This window comes from Clostridium sp. D33t1_170424_F3, assembly GCF_015667585.1.
Classification (GTDB): domain Bacteria; phylum Bacillota; class Clostridia; order Oscillospirales; family Acutalibacteraceae; genus Anaeromassilibacillus.
On the sequence record NZ_JADPEG010000015.1, the window covers coordinates 37123 to 59479 of the forward strand.

Consider the following 22357-nt stretch of genomic DNA (forward strand, 5'->3'; position numbering starts at 1 on the left):
TCGACAATCTGTTCTGCGTCTGCTTCCATGCAGACGGCGCAAAAAGACAGCACCCAAAAATCGATTGAGTGCTGTCTTTTAAATGCAATTTGGTTATGGTTTGGAATGCCGTAAAGCAATCGCTATGGATTTTGTGTACTTATTGAAACAGGGATGTAATTGAATTCCAAATACTTTTAAAGAGATTGACGATTCGGTCCCAGACGCCGACTTCTTCCGCAGGTTGTTCCAGGTCGGTTTCCGGCACGGCTTCGTCGTCCACCTGGATTTCCTCTGTGCGCAGGATAATCTGGATGCTGGAGGGCGTTGGATTCTTGCCGGAGGTAAAGGAAACCATCTCCTGTTCGGCATCCAAATCCAGCAGTTTGGTTTCGTCTTCGTATTTGTCGACTTGCTCATCAATGGTGTCTTTAATAGTGGTGTTCGCATCCTGAAGGTCCGAGGTGTTGTCGGAGCTGTCCAATGCTTTGGATAGAACGTCGATCAATCCATCCAGAGTTTGTTTGGTCCCGTCGTTCAGGCTGTCCCCGCTGTTTTGCAGTGTGCTTTCCAGGTCCTTCAGGAACGAGGCGGTGCTTTCCAGAGTGGAGGAGAGCTGCTGAGTCAGTACGGCGCTGTCGGAGAGAAGGCTGACTGTTCCATCTTTATACTTGTTTAGCGTGGCGTTCAAATCATCCAATGTGGTAATGAGGGAGGAGCAGGTATCGATACTGCTTTTCAGGGGGATGCTGGCCCGGTTCAGCTCTGCCGCCAGATCAGCCGCGGAATCCAGATCGGAAAGCCCCTTCAGGCTTTCCAGCAGCTTGTTTGCGGAAGACCCAAGGTCGTCCAGCGCGCCGATCGCGCTGCTGGTATTGCCTAAAATATCGGATAGCTTCTTGCCGGCCTGTTCCAGTGCGGCAATCGTTTCATCCAGTCTGTCCCGGTATTTTTTCAGCGGCGCAAGGACGGTGTCGGACGCGCCCTGTTGGGTCAGTTCTTCAATGGTCTGGTTCAGCTGTGTACGCGCGTCCTGCAAGGTCGTCAGCAGTGCGCTCAGTGGGTCCGTCTGATTTTTGATTGCATCCTTAAAAGCCTTGATATCGTTCTGTAAGGGGGAAAGGGCGTCGCTCAGGCCGTCGATAGCATCCTGCGCGGAGGACAACTGTTTGTTGCTGATGGAAGAATCGTTGATCGCGTGTTCCAGGTCTTCCAGGCTGCTTTGCAGCCGTGTAAGGGATTTTTTCAGCTCCGCCAGATCGGGTTGCAGCGCATCTACCTCTTTGACCATTGCATTGACGTTGTCAGAAACTTCGCCGACCATGGTTTCTCCATTTTTAAAATGGGGAACAAGTGTGGTAATGGACTGGGCAAGCCTGTTCAGGTCCTCCAAAGAACCGTCCGCGCTGCCGTATAACCCATCCTTGGCCGAGTGAATGGAGTTGCGGGCCTGCTGCAAGTCTTTCAGCCCCTGTTGGGTCAGCTTCAGACTGCCGGACATGTCATCCAATACGCCCAGAATGCTGTCCAGATTGTCATAAATAGCATCCGCGGAGTCGCCGATCACATCTTTGGCTTCCTTCAGCTTTTTAATATTTTTCATCTGTTCCAGCGTGCCGGGGATCATCATCAAGATGATTCCGGAGCTTTCAAAATTTTCCGTACCGATGCGGATCGTAAATGTGGTGTGCTCACCGGGCAGCGCCGCGAAAATAATCGCTTTATAGGTGCCGATGGACTGCGTCTGTGATCCGGGCGCTTCGATGCTGAGAACGTCCTCCACATTGACCATGGTTGCGGCTTGCAGCAGCATGTTGTTGCGGTAGTAGGCGCCGGCTTTTTCGTTGGGGATGCATTCAATCTGCATTTCCACCATACCGGACGCACCGGCAAGGCTTTCCGCTTTTGCCGGAACGCCGTTCAGTTTGTAAGTGACATTAAAATTCCACGGTAGGACGATGCTGTTTTCCTCCGGCGTGCATTCGTAGAAGAAATGGTCGCTGACGTTGTCGGACAGCTTCCATTTGACGCCTTCTTTGGTGAGCTCCGGCTGGTCGTAGCCGGACATGTTGTTTACCTTTTGATAGGCGCCGTAGTCGAAGAATTCCCTGTTGCCGTTCAGGCTGCAGCCTTTGACGATACTGGTGTCCGTGATCGCGCCGTAATAATCCAGATTGACGTAAACTGCTTCATCCGTGGTGACGGGGATTTCCGCCGCGCTGGCAGCGGGCACGGCCAGCGGCAGCAGCAGGGAGAAAGCCAGCAAAAGGGAAAGAAAGCGTTTGTTTTTATTCATGGTCTGTGTCCTCCTTCTCCTCCTCCGGCGTTCCGGCCAGAGTGTTGATATCTATTTTTTCTTCCTCGATCTTTTCATGTTTCTTTTTCCGTTGTTCCATCCAGGCCTTCCGTTTGCGGTAACGCAGGGCCTTGCGCAGCTTCCGGCGGCGCAGTTTCCGCTTTTGCCGCATGGAGAGCTGGACCTGCTTCAGCTTTGCCTGACGGAGCTTTTCCGCGTGTTTCCGCCGGCGTATCTGGTTAAAGATGATCTTATCGCTCATAACGAGCAGCACGGGGAGCAGGAACAGAACCAGCAGCAGGCTGAGCAGCGCGCCGCGGCCAACCAGATGCCCCATGTCCGCGATGGCGGAAACGGTAGAGATAAAGTACAGGCCGTATCCGACGATGGTCAGAATGGAGCCCGAGGTCAGGATGGACAGTGCGCTCTGTGAAATCGCCTGGATAGCGGCTTCTTTTTTGTTCATGTCTGTGCGGGCGTCCAGATAATTGTTACTCATCAGGATTGAGTAGTCCACAGTAGCGCCCAGCTGCAGGCAGCTCACAATGATATATCCCATGTAAATCATGGTATCACCGGTAAAGTACGGCAGCGCCATATTAAAGAAGATCGCAACTTCAATGGGGATCATCACCACGATGGGGATGATTGCGGAGTGGAAGGTGAACAGAATGACGATGGCGACGCCCAGCAGGGACAGAATGTTGACATAACTGTAATCCGTTGTAATGATGGACTTGATATCCTGCGTGGAAGGGGTCATGCCCACGATGTACGAATCCTCCGGATAGTACGACTGCACGATGGAGCGGATTTCATCGGCGCATTGGAAGGAGAGATCACTCTCATCCTTGGTGCGGATGTAAATTAACATGCGGCTGTAGTCGTCCGTGTGAAGCTGGCCCGTCAGGGATTCCGGAAGAAAGCTTTCTGGAATGCCCTCCGGCAGTGTGCCGGAGAGGGAAGTCACCGATTTGGTATAGTTCAGGTCCTCCAAGGTGTGAGTCAGTTCCCGCTCGGTCACATTATTGGTGTTGGGAATCAACGCCAGAATCAGGTTGCTGCGCCCAAAGCGTGCGTTGATTGCCTGCTCATCCTCATACACCTTGGTGCCGGGACTGGACCCCAGCGCGCTGTTGCCATAACTGAAGGCGTTCATGTTTTGCGCGGTAAAAGCGGGAATGACAAGGATGGCGGTGACAGCTAACACGCCATACCGGATTTTAAAAACAAACTTTCCCAATCCATGGAAGGATGGCATAAAGGAACGGTGTTCCGTCTTCTCAATTTTATCGCCCCAGCGGAGCAGCAGCGCCGGCATCAGAAGCAGGACAGTCAGCAGGCTGATGACAATGCCCTTTGCCAGAACAAAGCCGAGGTCAAACCCAATTTTAAACTGCATCAGCATCAGAACCAGGAACCCCACGATGGTGGTCGCACCGCTGGACAGGATGGATGTAACGGAACTGCGCAGCGCGTTTGCCACCGCCTGCACCGGCTCCAGTCCGGATTCCCGCTCGCGGGTAAAGGAATGCAGCAGGAAAACGGAGTAGTCCATGGCAATGGCCAGCTGTAGAATGGAGGCCACGCTGAAGGTCATGAACGAAACTTCTCCAAGAATCAGGTTGGTGCCCATGTTAATAATGATTGCCACGCCCATGATAAACAGGAACAAAAACGGTTCAAACCAGGAGGTGGTTGTTAAACACAGGATGACGGCAATCATGACGACGCCCATTGCCATAGCGATGGCGATTTCACGGGTCAGGGTCTCATCCAGCGATTTGTCCTGTACCGCTGCGCCCATCAGGTAGCCCTTGTCTCCGGTGACTTTTTCAATCTCGTTGATCGCCTGGCGGGTGGAGGGATCGGAGTCCCCATCGTCGAAGATGATGTCCATAACGGCATAGCCGTCCTTATAGTAATCTTCAATGTTGTCGTAGTCGATAAACAGATGGGATTGGTAAACGTCTGTGGCGGTATCCGCCCAGGTTACCATGTTTACGCCGTCAATGTTACTGATGCGGTCCTTGTACATCTTCGCTTCATATAAGGAGACCTCGCCGACCATGACGCGCGCGGTGCCAGGATAACCGAACTCCTCTTCCATGATGTTCAGGCCCTGTTTCGACGGGGCAGTATCGGGCAGGTATTTGCTCAAATCGTAGTTGACGCTGACAAAGCAGGTGGCGATAATGCTGCAAATGACCGCGACGGCGAAAACCTTTTCTATGATGTTGCGGCTGTTGATGATCAGGTCAATGAGGTTGTGGGATGTATGTTTCTTCTTATCCAAAGCGGTTCGCCTCCAAAGAAATCTCGTTACTTATTTAACAACAAAGCCAATCATACGGGATGACAAACGGAAACGTATATAATAAAAATACATAAAATATCGTTTATTCCACCAAAATCAAGAACTGTTCCGAGTGCAGGCTGATTTGCGGCGGTTGCTTCTCCGAAATTGCTGCGGCGTCATACCGGTATAGCGCTTGAAAATCTGGATGAAATAGCTTTGGGAGACAAAGCAGAGAAAATTGCTGATCTCTGAAAGGCTTTTTTCGGAGAACAGCAGCAGGTTCTGCGCCTCGCGGATGCGCTCCTGTTGGATGTACGCGGTCAGGTTGACGCCGGTTTCCTGTTTGAACAGACGGGAAAGGTAGCGCGTACTGAGCTGCAGCTCGTCAGCGAGCGTCTGCAGGGAAAGCTCCTGGTGCAGGTGATTGTCGATATACTGGATGCATTGCGAAATCGGGAATGAATAAGCTTTCTGCGTCTGTGCCTGAGCGACCCGCTCTGTCAGATCAAACACCATCTTGGCGCAAAGGGTATAGACGTCTTTTAACTCCGAGCAGTTTTCCATGTGCTGTACATAGACGTCGCTTAACCGAAAGGCGTTTTCTGCACGGAGGCCGCCGGCAATTGCGGCGCGGGAAATCAGCGCCGCGATGGTGATGCAGGAGTCCTTCGCCTGCCGCAGAGGCGAGGAGGAGAATGTTCCTGCAATGCCGGATATGTAGGTGTCCAACAGTTTTTTCAGCTCCACGGTATCGCCGTTTTTTACACATTCCGTAAACATCTGCTCGTATTCAAAGGAAACGGGCATGCTGGTCAGTTCCTGCCGCTCAAAATAGTTGGCTTGCAGGTCGCGGTCGATGCTGTCCTGGGAGAGAAGCTCCTGATTGGCGATCAAAAATTCGGACAGATGGATCTTTTCCTGAAAGATGGTCAGGTACAGCATCTGCGCAAACCGAAGAAACTGCGCCGTGCTGTAAACCGGTATTTGTTTTGAAGCTGCATATAAGCGGTGTGTATCGATGCAAGTGAACAGCGGCGCGATGCTCTTTATGGCGGATAGACTGGGATCGCACAGCAAAGCCGGACCGAGAACCAAAAAATATTCCTGTCCGTCCGCTGGAAACGGCAGGAAGGAATAGAGAAGAGTGGAGTGAAAGGTATGCAGGGTTGGCTGGGAAGCGCTGTTCTTGCGCAGTTCTGCTAACACGGTGCTTTTCAGTTGAATATCCTGAAATTCCGATTGCCGCGGACAGGAAAAACATGCGGTTCCCGCGGCGTCAGAAATTTGAATCGGAACGCGGGAAATTTCGTAAAGGAGCCGGCAAAATTCAAAGATGCGCTCTAAATTGGTTTGAAATAGCATTTGATCACCTTATATCATGATGTGCTACCAAAGGACTTCCAATCGATAGCTTTACAGATTCCTTGCTCTTGGTTCCGATTGCTATCGTAATAAGCTGGAGGTGCTCTGGCAGCCAAAGAAAACTTTTCCATGCCAAAAGGAAAAAATTAAAAAATTCGTAACAAACTTGTTTAAAGTATAGCTTATATTAAATATATTATATATACTTTAAAACTATTTGAACAAATTAAGAACGGAGGGAAAAAATGGACATATTAACGTTTAAAAATAAAATATGGGATCTGACACGGCAGATTATGGATGGAATGGATGCCGTTTTTCGCCCCATCAGCGAACGGAATGGGCTAACCCGGGCACAGCTGCAAATATTGCTTAAAATCCGTATTGCGGAACAGCCGGAAACCGTGGGAAGCCTTGGCAAGCATATGGGAATATCCGCTGGAAATATGTCCTCCATGTGTAAAAAGCTGGAACAGGACGGCTTTTTGCTGAGATGCCGGGATACACAGGATGAGCGGATTGTCCGGTTGGCGCTAACAGATAAAGGAATGCGCGCGATCGCGCAGATCAATGAGATGATTGAACAGCAATTCCGGGACTGTTTGTACAATATGGGAGAGAAGAAGATAGAGGCCATTGTGGACAGTATGCAAGAGCTCAGCCGAATTTTGGCGGAGATATCCGCCGGTTTGGAAAGCGGCGGCGCATGCGTAAACGGAACAGAGAAATGATTTGTAATGAAAAAGCACTTTCTGTAGAACAGCGGCGCATCGGGAAGGATCGCCGCTGTTTTGCCTGCATTGGGGTTGACACTTTTTTGTGAGTGGGATAAAATCAGGCAAAGTACTTTTATAATGGAAAAACCTGCAGCGGGTTTTTGGGAGGTGACGGCTTGAAGACGATCCACGGCGTCAGCGCTTCAAAGGGAATTGCAATAGGAAAACTCAGTCTCAATAAGCAGACGCTGGAAAAGGTCCTGCGGCATCCGGTGACGGATAGTAACGCGGAGGTGAACCGTCTGATTGCCGCGCGCACCGCAACGGAGCGTACCCTGCGCGGCCTGCATCAGAAGGCCCTTCGGGAGCTTGGTGAGGAGGATTCCCTGATCTTCCAGATTCATCTTATGCTGCTGGAGGACCACGACTATTTTGACAGTATTAAGGATTCCATTATACAAAATAAAGTGAACGCCGAGTATGCCGTCTGGATGGTTTCCAACCGGTTTTATCTGTTGTTCTCCCAGATGGAAAACGAATATATGCGCGCGCGTGGGGACGATATTTTGGACATCTCTCAGCATTTGCTCCGCTACCTCAATCCCGCGTTTGCCATCCGGCTGGAACGGCTGAGCAGCCGGGGAATTGTCGCAGCAGTGGACCTGCTGCCGAGCGAGGCGGTGCGGGTTGACCGAAAAAGGACATTGGCGTTTGTCACGCGGGACGGTTCCCAGTATTCCCACGCAGCCATCCTGCTGCGTACCATGGGAATTCCCTATGTTGTGGGCCTGGGGGAAGCCTTTGATGAGCTGATCCATGCGGAATGCGTGATTGTGGACGGCTCCCGGGGCGATGTGATCCTGGACCCCGATCCGGCGGCGCTGCACGAGTATGAGGAACGCGAACGGAAATACCAGGAGCACCAGAAGGCGCTGCGCGAGCTCAAGGGCTGTCCCGCCATTACAAAGGACGGCTATCGCATCGACGTGCATGCCAATATCGGCCATGCGGAGGACGTTGACCTGGCGCTGGAAAACGATGCGGACGGTATCGGCCTGTTCCGCACGGAATTTTTATACTTGGGCAGCAATGCAAACCCCACGGAGGACGGGCAGTTTGAGACGTACCGCAAGGTGCTGCAGCAGATGAAGGGAAAGCGTGTGATCATCCGCACGCTTGATGTAGGAGAAGAGCCCGGCACCAGCCAGTGGCGGTACCGCGACTATGAAAATCCGATTTTGGGCATCCGGGCGATCCGTTCCAGCCTGCAGAGCCGGGGCGTATTCATGACGCAGCTCCGGGCGATCCTGCGGGCGTCCATCTACGGCAATGTGGCAATCATGTTTCCGGTAATTACCTCGGAGCAGGAGATTCTCGATGCCAAACGGATGGTCCGGCAGGCGCGGGAAGAGCTGGGGGCGGAGGGCGTTCCCGTGGCGGAACGCATCGAGTTGGGCGCCATGATAGAAACGCCCGCTTCGGTGATTATCAGCGACCTGCTGGCGCGGCACGTCGACTTTTTCAGCATCGGCACCAACGATCTGACGCAGTATACCCTGGCGATGGACCGGAATAATCCCGCAATCGCGCCGTATTACAACCTGCACCACCCCGCGGTGATGCGCATGATTCGCATCGCGGTGGAAAACGCCAAAAAGAACGGCATCTGGACAAGCATCTGCGGCGAATCGGCCTCCGATCCGCAGTTGACGCAGTTCTACCTGTCCATCGGTGTAGATGAGCTTTCCGTAGCGCCTTCCGCTGTGCTGGAAATCCGCAGGGCGGTGCGGAAGACCACGCTGGCCGCCGTACAGGAGGAGATGCTCCGCAAATTTTGCGGGGAAGACGGAAAGAACCTGTAAAATCCGGCAAAAGCCAGCAAAAACCGCTTTTAACCGCGAAATTTTGCATTTATCCCCCAGAATCCTTGACATAGGGGGGCAATGTGCGTATAATACAGGATAAATAAGGAAAACAGCGTACATGGAGAGGTTGACAGACGGCAATCCATGATTATCCGGGGTGGAAAGTGTTCTTTAATGGCTGCACTTATCTATTTCCTGCGTCGTGGCACAGGCGGATGGTTGAATCCTGCATGACCGCATATAGGAGAAGGCAGTGACGTTTTCGTTGCTGCCTTTTTTTGTTGAGCAAAGGGAGAAGCCGATGGCTGTCGATCTATGTATTTGTAGTTAGGAGGGCGTTGCGGTGAGTGAAAATATATTGGAGCTTAGCCACATCAGCAAACAGTTCAGCGGGACAGAGGTTTTAAAGGACATCAGCCTGGAGATCCGCAAAGGGGAGTTCATCACGTTTTTGGGCTCGTCCGGCTGCGGCAAAACCACAACCCTGCGCATCATTGCGGGGCTGGAAACGCCGGATACCGGGAAGGTTCTTTTAAACGGGAAGGACGTCACAGACGAAGAACCGAATAAGCGTGACGTCAATACGATTTTTCAAAACTATGCGCTGTTTCCGCATATGAATGTCTTCAACAATGTAGCATACAGCTTGAAGCTACGGCGCGTACCGAAACCGGAGATCAAAAAGCGCGTGCTGGAGCTGTTGGATCTGGTGCAGCTGGCCGGTTTTGAAAAGCGTATGCCGAACGAGCTTTCCGGCGGGCAGAAGCAGCGCGTGGCGATTGCGCGCGCGGTGATCAACAACCCCAGCGTGCTGCTGCTGGACGAACCTTTGGGCGCGCTGGATTTGCAGCTGCGCCGCCAGATGCAGCAGGAGCTGAAGAAGCTGCAAAAACAGCTGGGTATTACGTTCCTTTACATCACGCACGACCAGGAGGAAGCCATTAATATGTCGGATCGGATCGTGGTGATGAACGATGGGCAGTTCGAGCAGGTCGGAACTCCGGCGGAGGTGTACGACCATCCGAAGACCAGCTTTGTGGCAAAATTTGTCGGCACCGCAAACCTTTTTGAAGGGACTGTAAAAGAGTTGGACGGCGAACAGGCTGTGATCGATCTGGGAGGAGAAACAGCGGTCGCCCATACGAGCGGACATGCCTTCCAGCCTGGACAGAAGGCGGTGTTCTGCGTCAAGAGCGAGAATATGACAGTGCGGGAAGAACCGTCCGAACATTTCAACCTGAAGGCCACCGTTTTGGAAAACAGTTATGTCGGCGGGATGATCCGCATCGTTTTCCAGCGTCCCAACGGGGAACAGGTGATTTCCACCAAGCACGGAATACACGCAAATGTGGACGCCGGGCAGGCCGTTTACCTCTGCTGGAAGCCGGAGGCCGCGGTCTTTGTGGATTTGTAAGGAGGGATACGGATTTGAAAAAAGCTGCGCGCAGGAAAAAGGACAGGGCGTGGACCATGGCGGTTCCGCTGTACCTGTTCACGATCGTTTTCGTAGTGATCCCGCTGATTTATATTGTGGTTTTAAGCTTCTTGCAGAAGGACGTTCTGTGGGGCGTGACCAATCAGTTTACATTGAACAACTATGCCAAAATGTTTGACCCGGTGTATGGCAAGACCTTTTTGGATTCGCTGAAGCTGGCGTTTGCGACGACGCTGATCACGACGCTGATGGGGTACCCCTTTGGCTATTTTATGGCGAAGCTCGCGCCCAACCGGCGCAATTTTGTGATGCTGCTTGTTGTGGTGCCGTTCTGGACAAACGCGCTGGTGCGCATCTACGGATGGATGATCCTGCTGCGGACCAAGGGCGTGCTGAATCAGGCGCTGCTGGCGCTGGGGATTGTCGACGAGCCGATTAAAATTTTATATACATACGGCGCGGTATTGATCGGTATGGTGTATTCGCTGCTGCCGTTTATGATCCTGCCGGTCTATTCCAGTGTGGAAAAGATGGATTGGTCGCTGGTGGAAGCGGCGCGGGATCTGGGGGCAGGGCGGATCAAGGCGTTTTTCACCGTTACGTTGAAGCTGACGCTGCCGGGGGTGCTCTCCGGCTTTGTACTGGTGTTCGTCCCGTCCATCGGCCTGTTCTTTTTGGCGGACCTGCTGGGCGGCGGCAAAATCATGCTGGTGGGCAACCTGATCAAAAACCAGCTGCTGCAGGCGCGCGACTGGCCGTTTGGCGCGGCGCTGTCCGTGGTCCTGATGCTGATGACGTTTTTGATTATCTTCCTGTACCGGAAGCTGACCCATTCCAAGGATTTGGAGGGATTCTTTTAAATGAAACAGAAAAAAATGCATCTCTCCAGCCTGTACTTGGCATTTGTTTTGGTCTTGATGTACCTGCCGGTGCTGATGGTTGTGATCTATTCGTTCAACGATTCCAAAAGCGACGTTTCCTGGGCGGGCTTCACGCTGGACTGGTATGGCAAAATGCTGCGCAACAGCAGCCTGATGGAAGCGCTGCGCAACAGCATCGTGCTGGCGGTTTCCAGCTGTGCGATTTCCGCGGTCATCGGCACCATCGGCGCGGTGGGGCTGGTGCGCTGCAATTTTAAGACAAAGGGCCTTTTGGAAAACGCGGCGATGCTGCCGATTATGATCCCGGAAATCATCCTGGGCATGGTGTTTCTGGCGTTCTTTTCGTTTTTAAACCTGCCGTTTGGCATGATGACGTTGATTCTCGCGCACACCACCTTTTGTATTCCCTATATTTTTATTGTGGTCAAGGGGCGGCTCGTAGGGATTGACAAATCCATCGGGGAGGCCGCGCGCGATTTGGGCGCGTCGGAATTCCGTATGTTTTTTGACATCACCTTGCCGCTGGTAGCCCCGGCGGTAGCATCCGGCACGCTGCTGGCGTTTGCCATGTCGCTGGACGACGTGGTCATCAGTTTCTTTGTTACAGGCGCGCAGACGAATACTCTGCCGATCAAAATATACTCGCAGATCAAATTGGGCGTCAGCCCGGAAATCAACGCGCTGTGCACTGTAATGCTGGTATTTACCTTTATCCTGATCCTGATTTCCGGTAGAGTAGGGAAGACCAGGAAGAATCGAACCATTTCAAAGGAGGAACAAAGAAGATGAAAAAAGTATTTGCACTGTTATTGGCGGCGGTCCTGGCAATCGGCACGCTGGCAGGCTGCGGCGGCCAGCCGGCGGGCTCCGCGGGACAGGGGGACAGCCAGACCAAGGACCTCAACATTTTTACATGGGATGGATACATCCCGCAGGATGTGCTGGACGGCTATACCGAGCAGACCGGCGTGAAAATCAATATCTCCAATTTTGAGTCCAATGAGGAGATGCTGACCAAGCTGGAAGCTACAGGCGGCGGCGACTACGACATCGTGATTGCGTCCGATTATATCATCGATATTGCGCGCAAAAAGGGCGGTATCATGCATGAGCTGGACGCCTCTAAAATTGCAAATTACAACAACATCGACGCGGCGTTCCAGGGCCAGTTCTATGATCCGGACAACCAGTATACCATCCCGTACGCAGCCGGCACGCCGGTCATCGTGTACGATCCGAGCCTGGTCGATATTGACATCCAGGGCTACGAGGACCTGTGGAATCCCGCCCTTGCGGACAGCATTGTCGCAATGGACGACGGTCGCAACCTGATCGGCATGACCCTCAAATCCATGGGGAAATCCTTTAACGAGACGGACGAGGCTGTGCTGGAGCAGGCCAAGAACAAGCTGATGGAACTGAAACCCAACATCCGCACGCTGGCGGTCAACCAGCTGCAGGACGTCATCCTCAACGGCGAGGCAAGCGTGGGGTATATGTTTGCGTCCCAGGCGGCGATGGCCGTGGAAGCGAATCCCGACCTGAAGGTGGTCTATCCCAAGGAGGGCATGGGCTTCGGCATCGACAATATCATTGTTCCGGCAAAGGCGCCGAACCTGGAGAACGCCTACAGCTTTATCAACTATATCCTGGATCCGGAGGTAGGCGCAAAAATTTCCAGCCAGATTTATTACCTCTGCCCCAATAAGGCTTCCGCGGAGTTTCTGCCGGAAAGCTTTACCAGCAACGCGGCGCTGTTCATTCCTTCCGAGGTGCTGAAAAACACCGAATTCATTCAGGATGTAGGCGAGACAACAGCGGCCTATGATAAAATTTGGACCGAATTTAAACAGCAATAAGGCGCCCTATGGATGCGGTAGAAAGACGGATCTTACAGGTAATCGATCAAAGGGCCGAGGACATCCTCTTTTTCGCAGAGGAAACGTTTCACACGGCGGAGGCCGGATTTTGTGAAGAACGCACAGCGGCGCGTGTGGCGGCGTTTATGCGGTCTCTGGGTCTGCAAACCGAGGAGCGTCTGGCGCTGACAGGCGTCCGCGCACGGATCGGCAAGGCCGAAGGCCCCGTCGCCTGTGTCATCGGGGAGCTGGACGGCATATACTGCAAGGATCACCCGTTTGCGGACAGGCAGACCGGGATGTCCCACGCGTGCGGCCATCACATGCAGCTCGCTGTATTAATCGGCGCGGCCTGCGCGCTGAGCGATCCGCAGGTGCTTGCGTCGCTGGACGGTGCGGTGGATTTACTGGCTGTCCCGGCGGAAGAGCATGTGGGGACGGAGCGCCGTAACCGCCTGCTGGCGGCGAGCAAAATCCACGCATGCTGCGGAAAAAGCGAGCTGCTCTGCAACGGGGCGTTGGACAATGTGGACCTGGCGCTCACCACGCATGCGCATATGGTTCCGTGCGGCAGGGAATTCCTGCTGGGGAACCCCTCCTCCAACGGCTATATTTCCAAAACGATCCGGCTGCTGGGGAAAGCTTCTCACGCGGCGATTGCACCGCACGAGGGCGTGAACGCGCTGGACGCCGCGTCGTTGGGCTTTTCCGCTCTGGGGATGCTGCGCAGTACCTTCCGGGAACAGGACTATGTGCGCGCGCATTTTATCATGACAAAGGGCGGGACCGCCACCAATGTGGTGCCCGACGAGGTCGTGATTGAAGGGCAGGTCCGGGCAAAGACGATGGAGGCCATGCGCGGGGCCAGCGAAAAAGTAAACCGTGCGTTCCAGGCGGGGGCATATGCGTTCGGCGCGCGGGCGGAGGTCATCGACGAACAGGGGTATCTTCCTGTGCGGTATCTGGCGGCGGTTCCTGCGCAGATAGAAGCGGCGAAGCTGCTGGAGCCGGAAACAGACTTTGAAACGGTCACGCCTTTTATGCACAATGCGGCCTGTACGGATGTGGGAGACCTGACGCATGTGCTACCGGTGGTTAACTTCTCCATGGGCGGCTTTACAGGGGCCCTGCACAGCGCGGACTTTACCGTGACGGACGTCGATCAGGCGTATATCCTGCCGGCAAAGCTGATGGCCCTGACCGTGTACCGGCTGCTGAAAGACGGCGCAAAGCAGGCCCGGGAAGTGATGGCGAACTTCCAGCCTGTGTTTACCCGGACAGAATACCGGGAATATGTAGAAGCATTTTACCGCACGCAGGAGCCATAAGCTCCCGTGTATGCGGACGATAGAAAGGAAGCGGGGCAAATGGGAAAGCGGGCGGAGCGAATCTGTTTTCTTGGGAAAAATGGGATCGGGAAATCCGTGATCGTATCCAATTTAAGCGAGGCGCTGTGCAGACAGGGGTATCGCGTGCTGCAAATTGGGAACGATCTCAGCCTGAGTTCTACCCTGCTGCTGCTTCAGAATGCGGATATCCCGCCGGTGCTGAAAGCGCTGCGGGAGCAGTATGCGGTGGATCTCCGCCAGTTTATCGCGCAAAGCGACTGCGGCGTCTATTGCATGGAGCTGGGCGGCGTAACGCCGGGCGCAGGGTGTATGGCGCGCGGGATCGGCATGGTGGATGAGCTGCTGGAAAGCCAGGGCGTGCTGGAAGAACTGGGGATTGACTATGTCTTATACGATATTTCCGGGGAAATTCCCTGTACCGGCTACATGCTGCCCATCCGCGACGATATTATGGATCAGTGCATCATCATGACGACGGGGAGCTATTCCTCCCTGTTTACCGCGAACAACCTGATGACCGGCATTCTGTACGCGAGGCGGAACCGTGCAATCCCCATCCGTCTGCTGGTCAACTACGCGGACCGTTATCCGGCCCGCCCGTTGCTGGAGAACTATGGCAGACAGGTCGGCGTGGAGGTCATTGGCTATCTGGATTTTGACCAGGAGGTGGAAAACGCCGTACTGGCGGGCACCACCCTCTTCGCGCGGTGCCCCTGTAAGAAAATTGCAGAACAGTTTGAGGAGATTTCCCGCAGGGTGATCCAGAAAGGCCCGACAGAAACGCCGGTCCCCCTGGATGGGGAAGAAATGCGGAGCTGGGCGCGCGGGTGGAAAAACCTGGAGCTTGCCCGGCAGGGCGGAAGCCGAAACCGGGAATATTCCGGCAATACCTGAATGGGAGGGGGTGGGTCCATGCTGGACCTTGTCATCCGCGGCGGATTGGTGGCGGATACTGAGCGCCGCACGTTTTTGCCGTTGCAGATTGGCATTCAAGACGGCATCATCGCCGCGCTTTCTGAAGAACCTTTGCGTGGGAAACGGGAGATTTGCGCGGAGGGCCTGCTCATCTCCCCAGGCTTCATCGACGTGCACGGCCATGTGGACGGCGACGACTATGCAGGGGAGCTCTCCGTCTGCCAGGGGATCACGACTACGGTAGGCGGCAACTGCGGTCTCAGCCCGGTGGATATGAAAAGTTTTTTTGCAGAACAGGAGCAAAAAGGCTTTGCAGTCAACCAGGCGGAGCTGGTGGGCCATTCGTTTTCCCTGCGAAAGGCGGTCGGTCTGGAGGACGTGTATGAAAAGGCGAGCGACGCGCAGATCGCGCAGATGAAACGTATGGCGGATCAGGCTCTGCAGGATGGCGCCTGCGGGGTTTCTTTTGGTCTGGATTATTCGCCCGGCGCGTCGCTGAAGGAAATTGAAGCGCTGGCGGAAGTCAGTACTTCGTTCGGGCGCATTGTCCCGGTGCACACCCGCCTTTTCACGCTGTATGATCTGTCTTCCCTGTATGAGATGTTGTATGTTGCGCGTAAAACCGGCGCACGGCTGCTGTTTTCCCATTTTGTGTATCAGTATGGGGAGGGCATTATGCGGGAGGCGCTGGACATTGTGGATCGCGCCCGGCAGGATGGCCTTTGGGTCCGCGTCGACAGCGGCCTGTATACGGAATGGGCCACCTACGCGGGTACGGCGACCTTTGACGAGCAGACCATCCGGGACAACGAGCTGCGTTTCGGCGACATGCTGGTGGCGACCGGTCCCCACATGGGGCAATGGCTGGACGAGTCGCTGTACCGAAAGGTGCGGGAACAGGAGCCGGATGAGTCGATCATCTGCTTTACCGGGCAAAAAGAGGAGATCTATGAAGCGCTCCGGAAGGAGTATGCCATGCCTTCTACCGACATCGGTGCATACCGGAAGGGGGAGGGGCACCCGCAGATCGCGGGTTCCTTTCCAAAATTTATCCGGGAGATGGTGCGGGAACGGAGAGAGCTCACCATGGGAGACGCAATTTACAAGGCGACTCTGCTGCCTGCGCGGACGTTTTCACTGCCTAATAAAGGGAGAATCGCTGTGGGCGCGGACGCCGATCTGGTCATCTTTGATCCGCAGACAATCGCGGATACCGCGGTATTTCCGGATCGCGGACAGCCGGACGCAAAGCCGGTCGGCATTGAGCATGTCCTGGTCAACGGAGTATTTGCCGTAGAATCCGGCGTGTTCTGCGAGACTCGGAGCGGGAAAATCCTGCGGGCCAGTGGGAAGAGCCGGTCCGGCGGTCGGAGGGCTGCCGGCGCAAAGACAGGGCTTATTAAGGCCGCGTCCTTTCGGAAAACGGAATTGTAATACGGCAGGCAAAATACTCTGGTTTGACAATCCCGCGGCAGCTGACAAGGAACGGTCATTTCACAGACATGGATAAAAGGCGAACACCCGCACGGATGTCAGGGTGTTCGCCTTTTACTTTTAAACAGGAGCGGTACAGGATGGTGCATTTTACGAAAAAGTTATTGTGCAGCCCTTTGCCACAGGTGCATACCAAAAAACAGCTTCATCTAAAAATTCCTTGTTGATCATGCGTTTCAATAACAGGAAACCGCCGGGCGCATCCAAAGCGGATGCACCCGGCGGTTTCTTATGTTTGCAAATTCTTCAGTTGCTTTTTCCAACAGGAAAGGGAAACGTATTACGCAACCTTCACGGTGCAGTGCATCTGTGCGGCCTGGCCGTTCAGTGTGGTGTAAACGCCCGTGCTCTCGCCCGGTGTGCCAACCGCATAGACCTTGTAGTAGAAGTCGTTGCCGATGCGGGACACAAACTGCGTCTTAATCACATTGCCGTTTCCTACGGTAAAGCTCGGGATCAAACCGCTGCCGTTGGCAACAGTCATCTTAAAGGTGTATACGCTGCCTCTGTTCAGCGTAATAACGCCGTTCGTATCGCTGCGTACGCTTGCAGCCGCGCTCTGGCTGGCGGAGACAATACCCGCGGTGCCATAGGCGTTGCTGGTGTTTCTGGTGGAGTTGCTGCTCTTCTTGGTATCCGGCTTCGGAGTCGGGGCCGGCTTATTGTCCTTCGCGTCCTCAACAGCCTTCAGGGCAGCCTGCATCGCGTTGACTGCTGCTTCCACCTGGGCTTCAGTTGCGTTCTCATCCGCCAGAACCGCTTTTGCCTGGTTCATCGCCTGTGCAAGCTGATTTGCAACAGCTGCCGGAACGTTTGTTGTGCTGGTGTTTTCACCTTGTGCGATCAGATCCTTGAGCGCATCCTTATTCGGGATGACGCGCAGGTTCATCATTGCCGCAATCAGCTCGTCAACCTTCTCGTTTACAGCTGTCTGGGTTGCGTTGGCATCCTCCAGCAGAACCTTCGCCTCAGCGAGAACCTTCCGGAAGGTTTCCATTGCATCGTCGTCAAAGTACTTGCTCTGATCGAGCGCTTCGCCGTTTGCAACTACTCCCTCCAGCTGAGTCGTATTCGCACGCTCTACCAGATTGTTCAATGCATCGTAAAGTGCATCGACCGCTGCCTTAATGTCTGCTTCCAATACGTCTGCGTCGTCCATCAGGTCCGCCGCGTCCGCATAGGCTTTGTCCAGAACAGCCAGGCTGTTCGGTGTGAACATGTTGCGATCGATCAGTTCTGCCAGCTGCATCGGAGCTTTCAGCATCGTCTTATCGCCCGCAACAAAGCTCAGATAATGCAGCGCGTCAATCAGTTCGCTCCAGGCTTCGTTGATCTCTGCCTGTGTTGCAGCCTTGTTTGCCTCTGCCGCCTTTGCCGCCTTCAGAGCTGCCTCGTACTTCTTCTGTACGGACTCGACCGCAAGAGCGGCTTCATCCGCGCAATCTTCCGCAATTGCGATCGTGCTGCGCAGCACCTGCTTGTTTACCACGGTAAAGTCGAGGTTGATCTCTGTGTTCTCGTTCGGCATCACAGTGTTGAGAATGTACTCGCTGACATTGAAGTCTTCACCAATTTCAACAGCTTTGCCGTTCACGGTAACGCCTGCAATCTCTCTGCCCTCAATTGCCGGAGCAAAGCTGAAGGCCATTGCGGTGTCTGCCATCACGACGTTCTTGTAGGAGCCGATCAGGTTCGCGAGCTTCTGCTCTTCACCGTCGATGGACATCTTCACGTTCTTCGGGAAGTTTACCGTCAGCATATGCTCGGCAGGCTCCACCGCAGGCTGATTCAGTGTTGCGGCTACAAAGGAAACGTTGCCGCCGTTCCGCTCGATCAGCTCATAACGTACATACAGGGTGCTTTCTTCTTTTGCCTTCAGGTTGATGGTTACTGTGGTATAGAAGTTGGTATCCATGTTGCCAAATTCATAGCTCTGGTTTTCGGTCAAACCGGATGCGTCGTAGACAGTCAGTCTGCCTCTGCCCTTCCAGCCGCCGAGATAGAGAGTCAGAATCTTCTCTTCCGGGCCCGCCTTTGCCTTGATAGTAAAGTCGCTGCCCAGCTGGCTCTGCTGCAAGCCGGTGATCAGGTCAGTTGCTTCCTTGTCCGGCGTGCCGTCCGACCAGCTGAACGCAGTCCGGTGGTCGTCGAAACCGACGAGGGCAGAGGAAGTGGTCAGGACAAGCTGTTCTTCCTCAACGTCCTTGCGGTTGATGTCGGCGGTCGCCGCTCTGCCGAGGTGGATCCAGTCAAGATTGCCCTCTTCTGTCAGGTTGCGCTTAGCCGGATACTGATCTGTCACGTTGACCGTGCGTTCCACAGCCTTGTTGACGTCGTCTCCCGGATCCGCATTCGGATCGCGGAGCGCTGCCGCCGCGAAGGTGATGTTGCTGCCGTTGGTCTTTGTGTAACGGACCACCAGCTCGGTGCCGGTCTCAGAAGTCATATCGATCGTGACCTTGCGGTAATAGGACTTATTCATATCGCCGAAGGTATAGGTATCGATCACGGTATCCGCCGATTTGTCGAAGATTTCCAGCTTGGCGTCGCTCTTCCAGCCGCCGATGAACAGGACCAGCTGTTTTTCCTCTTCCGTTGCCTTCACATTGAATTCAAAGCTGGCGTCGGTATCAAAAATGACAGAACCGTTGCGGGTTTCATTTACAGTTTGAATCGGCATACCGTCCGAATAGCTGAAGCTTGTGCAGTAGTCGACAAAGCCGCCCAAACTGCGTGCATTCTGCTTCAGGAAGGTGATCTGCGGGACTGCGGTGTCTTTTCTGATAATCTGTCTGGCATCGCTCACATTGGAGTGTACCCAGTCGAGGTTGCCAAGGGAGGACAGGTCCACCACGTACGGCATTTCACTGCTGACGTCGATGGTGCGCTCCACCGGCAGTTTGTAGCTGTCATAGACAACGCCTTCGTCATAATCCAGGTCCGGGATTTCCGGATCGACCGCATTGTCAAATGCAGCGATCAGCTGCATGGCTTCGTAAACATTGCCGGATACTTCCACTTCATAAACGGTGCCGTCGTTGGCGCCGCCTTCGATTTCAAACGGCATTGCGCTGGTATCCTGCGCAACCGCTGTGAAATTGAGGGACTCTCCATTCGCGGTGGTCACGCTCTGCAGCTCGCCCCAGCCTTCCGGCTGATGGATGCGAACGGTCCAATCGCGATTGTCAAAGCAGCGTTCGCCGTCAAAGGTTCCCTTTGCCGCGCCGATGTCAATGACAGTCTTGCCGCCTTCAGATTTGGTAGACAGCTCGGTGGTACGGAATTTGCCTTCCGTGTAATCGTTGGAGATGGTATCGTCCTCATACAGGGTTGTGGTGTCACTGTTGCGGGTGGACGGGTAAACGTCCAGCGTCATGTGGCTCCAATCCTTCTCCTTCGTGGTCATCATTTCGTCGGCCAGAGGAATAATGGCGCCCTTCTTGATGTACATGGGGGTTTCGCTGACCGGCGCTTCCACTTCGATGCTGCGCGGGCCATAAACAGTCTCGCCGCTGAACAGGTCGATCCATTCGCCTTCCGGAATCCAAACAGATCTGGTGCAAAGGGTCTCTTCCTGCTCGCCTTCTGCGATATACTGCATTTTGCAGATTGCTTTGTCCGTCTTTTCGTAGTACTCATAGCGCACGTTGTAGGTTTCGCCAGCCTTCAGGACACCCTCGGAAGTTTTGATGGTGGTGGACTGATCTTTCCAGGAATCGACGAACAGCTCGTCGTTGATGTAGATGCGGGCGCCGTCGTCGCTGCAGGTCTGCAGTTTCACGTCTTTGTCGCCAATGGTGATGGTGCCTGTGTAACGGATGCTGAAGTTATCCGAATTGACGCCGTTTGCCGGGCTTCCGGTTCCCCAGTCATAATCGATGTTGGGAACCGTCTGGGTAAGAACCGGATCGCCGTTCAGGCTGTAGTTGTTAAAGTACTCCGCCTTCAAGCCCTTTTTGCCGTCGGGAGTCTTCAGCCATTCGGAGGGAACCGCCGGATCGCCGTTGTTGGAATCGGTGATGGTCGGCGCGATCAGAATATCGTCGCCGAGCAGGTACTGGTCGTTCCTTGCGGCGCTTGCATATTCCGGATAATAGAAGTCCAGTCTTCTGACCAGCGGCATACCGGTCTCATAAGTTTCATGAGAGAGGTTGTAGAAGGTCGGAAGCAGGCGGTAACGCATATTGACATAATCGCGGATGATATTCAAAGCGTCTTCGCCCTTCACCCACGGCATACGGCCTTCTTCCACATCGCCTACCCAAGAGCAGTGCGGGCGGTAGATCGGGGAGAGCGTGCCGTACTGCATCCATTTGACATATTCGTCCGCGCTCATCGCGTTGGAGGAGGTCTGATGGGTGCCGACGTCTACGCTGACATACGGGAGGCCGCCGAGCGCGCCGTATTTCACGGCGAATTCCAATTCGTTATACAATGTTTCCTGATGGCCGCCGGTATCGCCGGTCCAGGTCACTGCATAACGATGCTGCCCAACGTTCGGAGCGCAGATTTCAGCGCCGTTGGAGGTGCCGTCGATGTTACTCATCATAAAGAGACGGCGATCCGGATAAATGGCCTTCTGTGCATCCGCATAAAGCGCCGCACCAATGGTCTCATGCGTAAAGCCATCCGGCGCCACGATGGTTGTGGACCAGTTGCGGTCGTACCACCAGGCGTCCAGACCCATGTCCAGCAGTCTGGTCAGGTTATCGTAACGATACTGGATTTCCTGCGGGATAATGGCACTGTTTTGTTTGCCGTTATTCTTCGTCGGTTCCGGATGGTCGTTGAAGATGATATCGACATTCTTTTCATGCGCGCTCTTCAGGAAGGCTTTCATATCCGGGAAGAGGTCCGTGTTAATATCGTAACCGATACCGCCGGTTCCGGCGCTTCTCCAGTCCGTATCGATGACGAGATTGTCCAGCGGGACCTGATAGGTTTCGTGGTAGTCCGCAATCTGCTGCATGGCTTCCGCGTCATCGTACTGATAGTAGCGGCTGTCCCACGCGCCAAAGGTGGACAGAGGGAGCATCTCGGTCTGGCCGGTCAGCTTCACAAAGTCTTTGCGCACCTGCGTGCTGCTGCCCTGCGGCAGGAAGACATACATATCCGGCGCATTGTTGCTCTGGTCAAAGCCGTTTGTATCGCGGTTTTCAGTGTTTTCCTCCGGTTGCGGGGTGAAGCCCCATTCCGGAACGGTCATTCTGGGGTTGTCACCCAGTTCCCAGGACATCACGTTTTCACCCGGGTCAGGCAGATAAACTTTGCTTCCCGGCAGGCCTTTGTATTTCCAGATCAGACGGCCTTCTTTGTCGTTGATGGTGATGCCGGAAAGGTCTTCCGCGTCTGCGGGTACAATGATGTCAAAGACGCTTGTGCTTAAGATAACATTGCCATCCGCGTCCGTACGGGTGACTGCGGTTCCTTCCCATTGATCGCGGCTTGGAATATGGAAGGTGGTACGGTCTTCAAAGCCCTTCGGGCCTTTTTCCTCCAAACGCACAACTGTGGGGGACAGGACCTGCACGCGCACGTTGCTGATGATTTCGGACGCGTATCCTTGCGCGTTCATCTCAACGGCAACCGTGCGGCTCTCTTCCCTTGCGGATGCGAGGGTCATCGGCATGGAGCTGGACATAATGACCGTTGCACAGAGCACCAGGCTTAAAATCCGGTTCTTATTCCTTTTCATTTTTTTCTCTCCCTTTTTTAACACTCGGTGGAATACAGAAACGTTTTTGCATCGGCGCAAAAGGAACCGCCTTTTACACCAATTTTCCAGATGCGGAGACAGCTGCACCTGCTTCGGCACGATACGGTACGCATTTCCCCATCGCCGGCAACCGGAACAAACTGTTCATATAAAACTGCATATCCTCTCCTTTCTGGTCTGTTTTAGAACTT

At 54.1% G+C, this 22357-nt stretch carries 13 protein-coding genes; 9 read left to right on the top strand and 4 right to left on the bottom strand.

From position 1 onward, the window contains the following. Positions 1 to 139: 139 nt before the first annotated feature. The 3 genes from I4V53_RS10770 to I4V53_RS14210 all read right to left on the bottom strand — a co-directional run bounded on the left by I4V53_RS10770 (position 140) and on the right by I4V53_RS14210 (position 5780). Positions 140 to 2275: a YhgE/Pip domain-containing protein gene (locus I4V53_RS10770; RefSeq protein WP_195985702.1), complete on the bottom strand. Its 2136-nt coding sequence runs from the start codon at positions 2273 to 2275 to the stop codon at positions 140 to 142. Continuing rightward, a complete protein-coding gene (locus I4V53_RS10775; RefSeq protein ID WP_195985703.1) occupies positions 2268 to 4571 on the bottom strand; it encodes an efflux RND transporter permease subunit in 2304 nt (767 codons plus the stop codon). The genes I4V53_RS10770 and I4V53_RS10775 overlap by 8 nt, the downstream gene beginning before the upstream one ends. A 117-nt stretch (positions 4572 to 4688) precedes the next feature. Further along, positions 4689 to 5780, bottom strand: coding sequence for a helix-turn-helix domain-containing protein (locus I4V53_RS14210; RefSeq protein ID WP_195985704.1), 1092 nt, complete (start codon positions 5778 to 5780; stop codon positions 4689 to 4691). Between the two features lie 401 nt (positions 5781 to 6181). Here I4V53_RS14210 and I4V53_RS10785 point away from each other — a divergent pair, with 401 nt between their 5' ends. The 9 genes from I4V53_RS10785 to I4V53_RS10825 all read left to right on the top strand — a co-directional run bounded on the left by I4V53_RS10785 (position 6182) and on the right by I4V53_RS10825 (position 16390). Continuing rightward, positions 6182 to 6667 (top strand): MarR family winged helix-turn-helix transcriptional regulator, encoded by a 486-nt coding sequence (locus tag I4V53_RS10785; protein WP_195985705.1) that lies wholly within the window; start codon positions 6182 to 6184, stop codon positions 6665 to 6667. Between the two features lie 161 nt (positions 6668 to 6828). Beyond that, positions 6829 to 8514: a phosphoenolpyruvate--protein phosphotransferase gene (ptsP, locus tag I4V53_RS10790; protein WP_195985706.1), complete on the top strand. Its 1686-nt coding sequence runs from the start codon at positions 6829 to 6831 to the stop codon at positions 8512 to 8514. Positions 8515 to 8860: 346 nt separating this feature from the next. Continuing rightward, positions 8861 to 9931: an ABC transporter ATP-binding protein gene (locus I4V53_RS10795; protein ID WP_195985707.1), complete on the top strand. Its 1071-nt coding sequence runs from the start codon at positions 8861 to 8863 to the stop codon at positions 9929 to 9931. Between the two features lie 14 nt (positions 9932 to 9945). Continuing rightward, complete coding sequence (locus I4V53_RS10800; RefSeq protein WP_353616514.1) at positions 9946 to 10812, top strand: ABC transporter permease; 867 nt, start codon at positions 9946 to 9948, stop codon at positions 10810 to 10812. Beyond that, on the top strand, positions 10813 to 11622 hold the full coding sequence (locus tag I4V53_RS10805) for an ABC transporter permease (RefSeq protein ID WP_195985708.1): 810 nt from the start codon (positions 10813 to 10815) through the stop codon (positions 11620 to 11622). Further along, positions 11619 to 12692, top strand: a complete 1074-nt coding sequence (locus tag I4V53_RS10810) for a polyamine ABC transporter substrate-binding protein (RefSeq protein WP_195985709.1) — start codon at positions 11619 to 11621, stop codon at positions 12690 to 12692. Before I4V53_RS10805 ends, I4V53_RS10810 begins: the two co-directional genes overlap by 4 nt. A gap of 8 nt (positions 12693 to 12700) precedes the next feature. Then, the gene (locus I4V53_RS10815; protein ID WP_195985710.1) at positions 12701 to 14020 is read left to right on the top strand and encodes an amidohydrolase; all 1320 of its coding nucleotides are present in this window, start codon (positions 12701 to 12703) and stop codon (positions 14018 to 14020) included. Between the two features lie 39 nt (positions 14021 to 14059). Beyond that, positions 14060 to 14935: a nucleotide-binding protein gene (locus I4V53_RS10820; RefSeq protein ID WP_195985711.1), complete on the top strand. Its 876-nt coding sequence runs from the start codon at positions 14060 to 14062 to the stop codon at positions 14933 to 14935. A gap of 18 nt (positions 14936 to 14953) precedes the next feature. Then, complete coding sequence (locus I4V53_RS10825) at positions 14954 to 16390, top strand: N-acyl-D-amino-acid deacylase family protein (protein WP_195985712.1); 1437 nt, start codon at positions 14954 to 14956, stop codon at positions 16388 to 16390. Positions 16391 to 16730: 340 nt separating this feature from the next. On the opposite strand, the gene I4V53_RS10830 is transcribed toward I4V53_RS10825, so the two are convergent. Further along, positions 16731 to 22145, bottom strand: coding sequence for a TIM-barrel domain-containing protein (locus tag I4V53_RS10830; RefSeq protein WP_195985713.1), 5415 nt, complete (start codon positions 22143 to 22145; stop codon positions 16731 to 16733). Positions 22146 to 22357 lie beyond the last annotated feature (212 nt).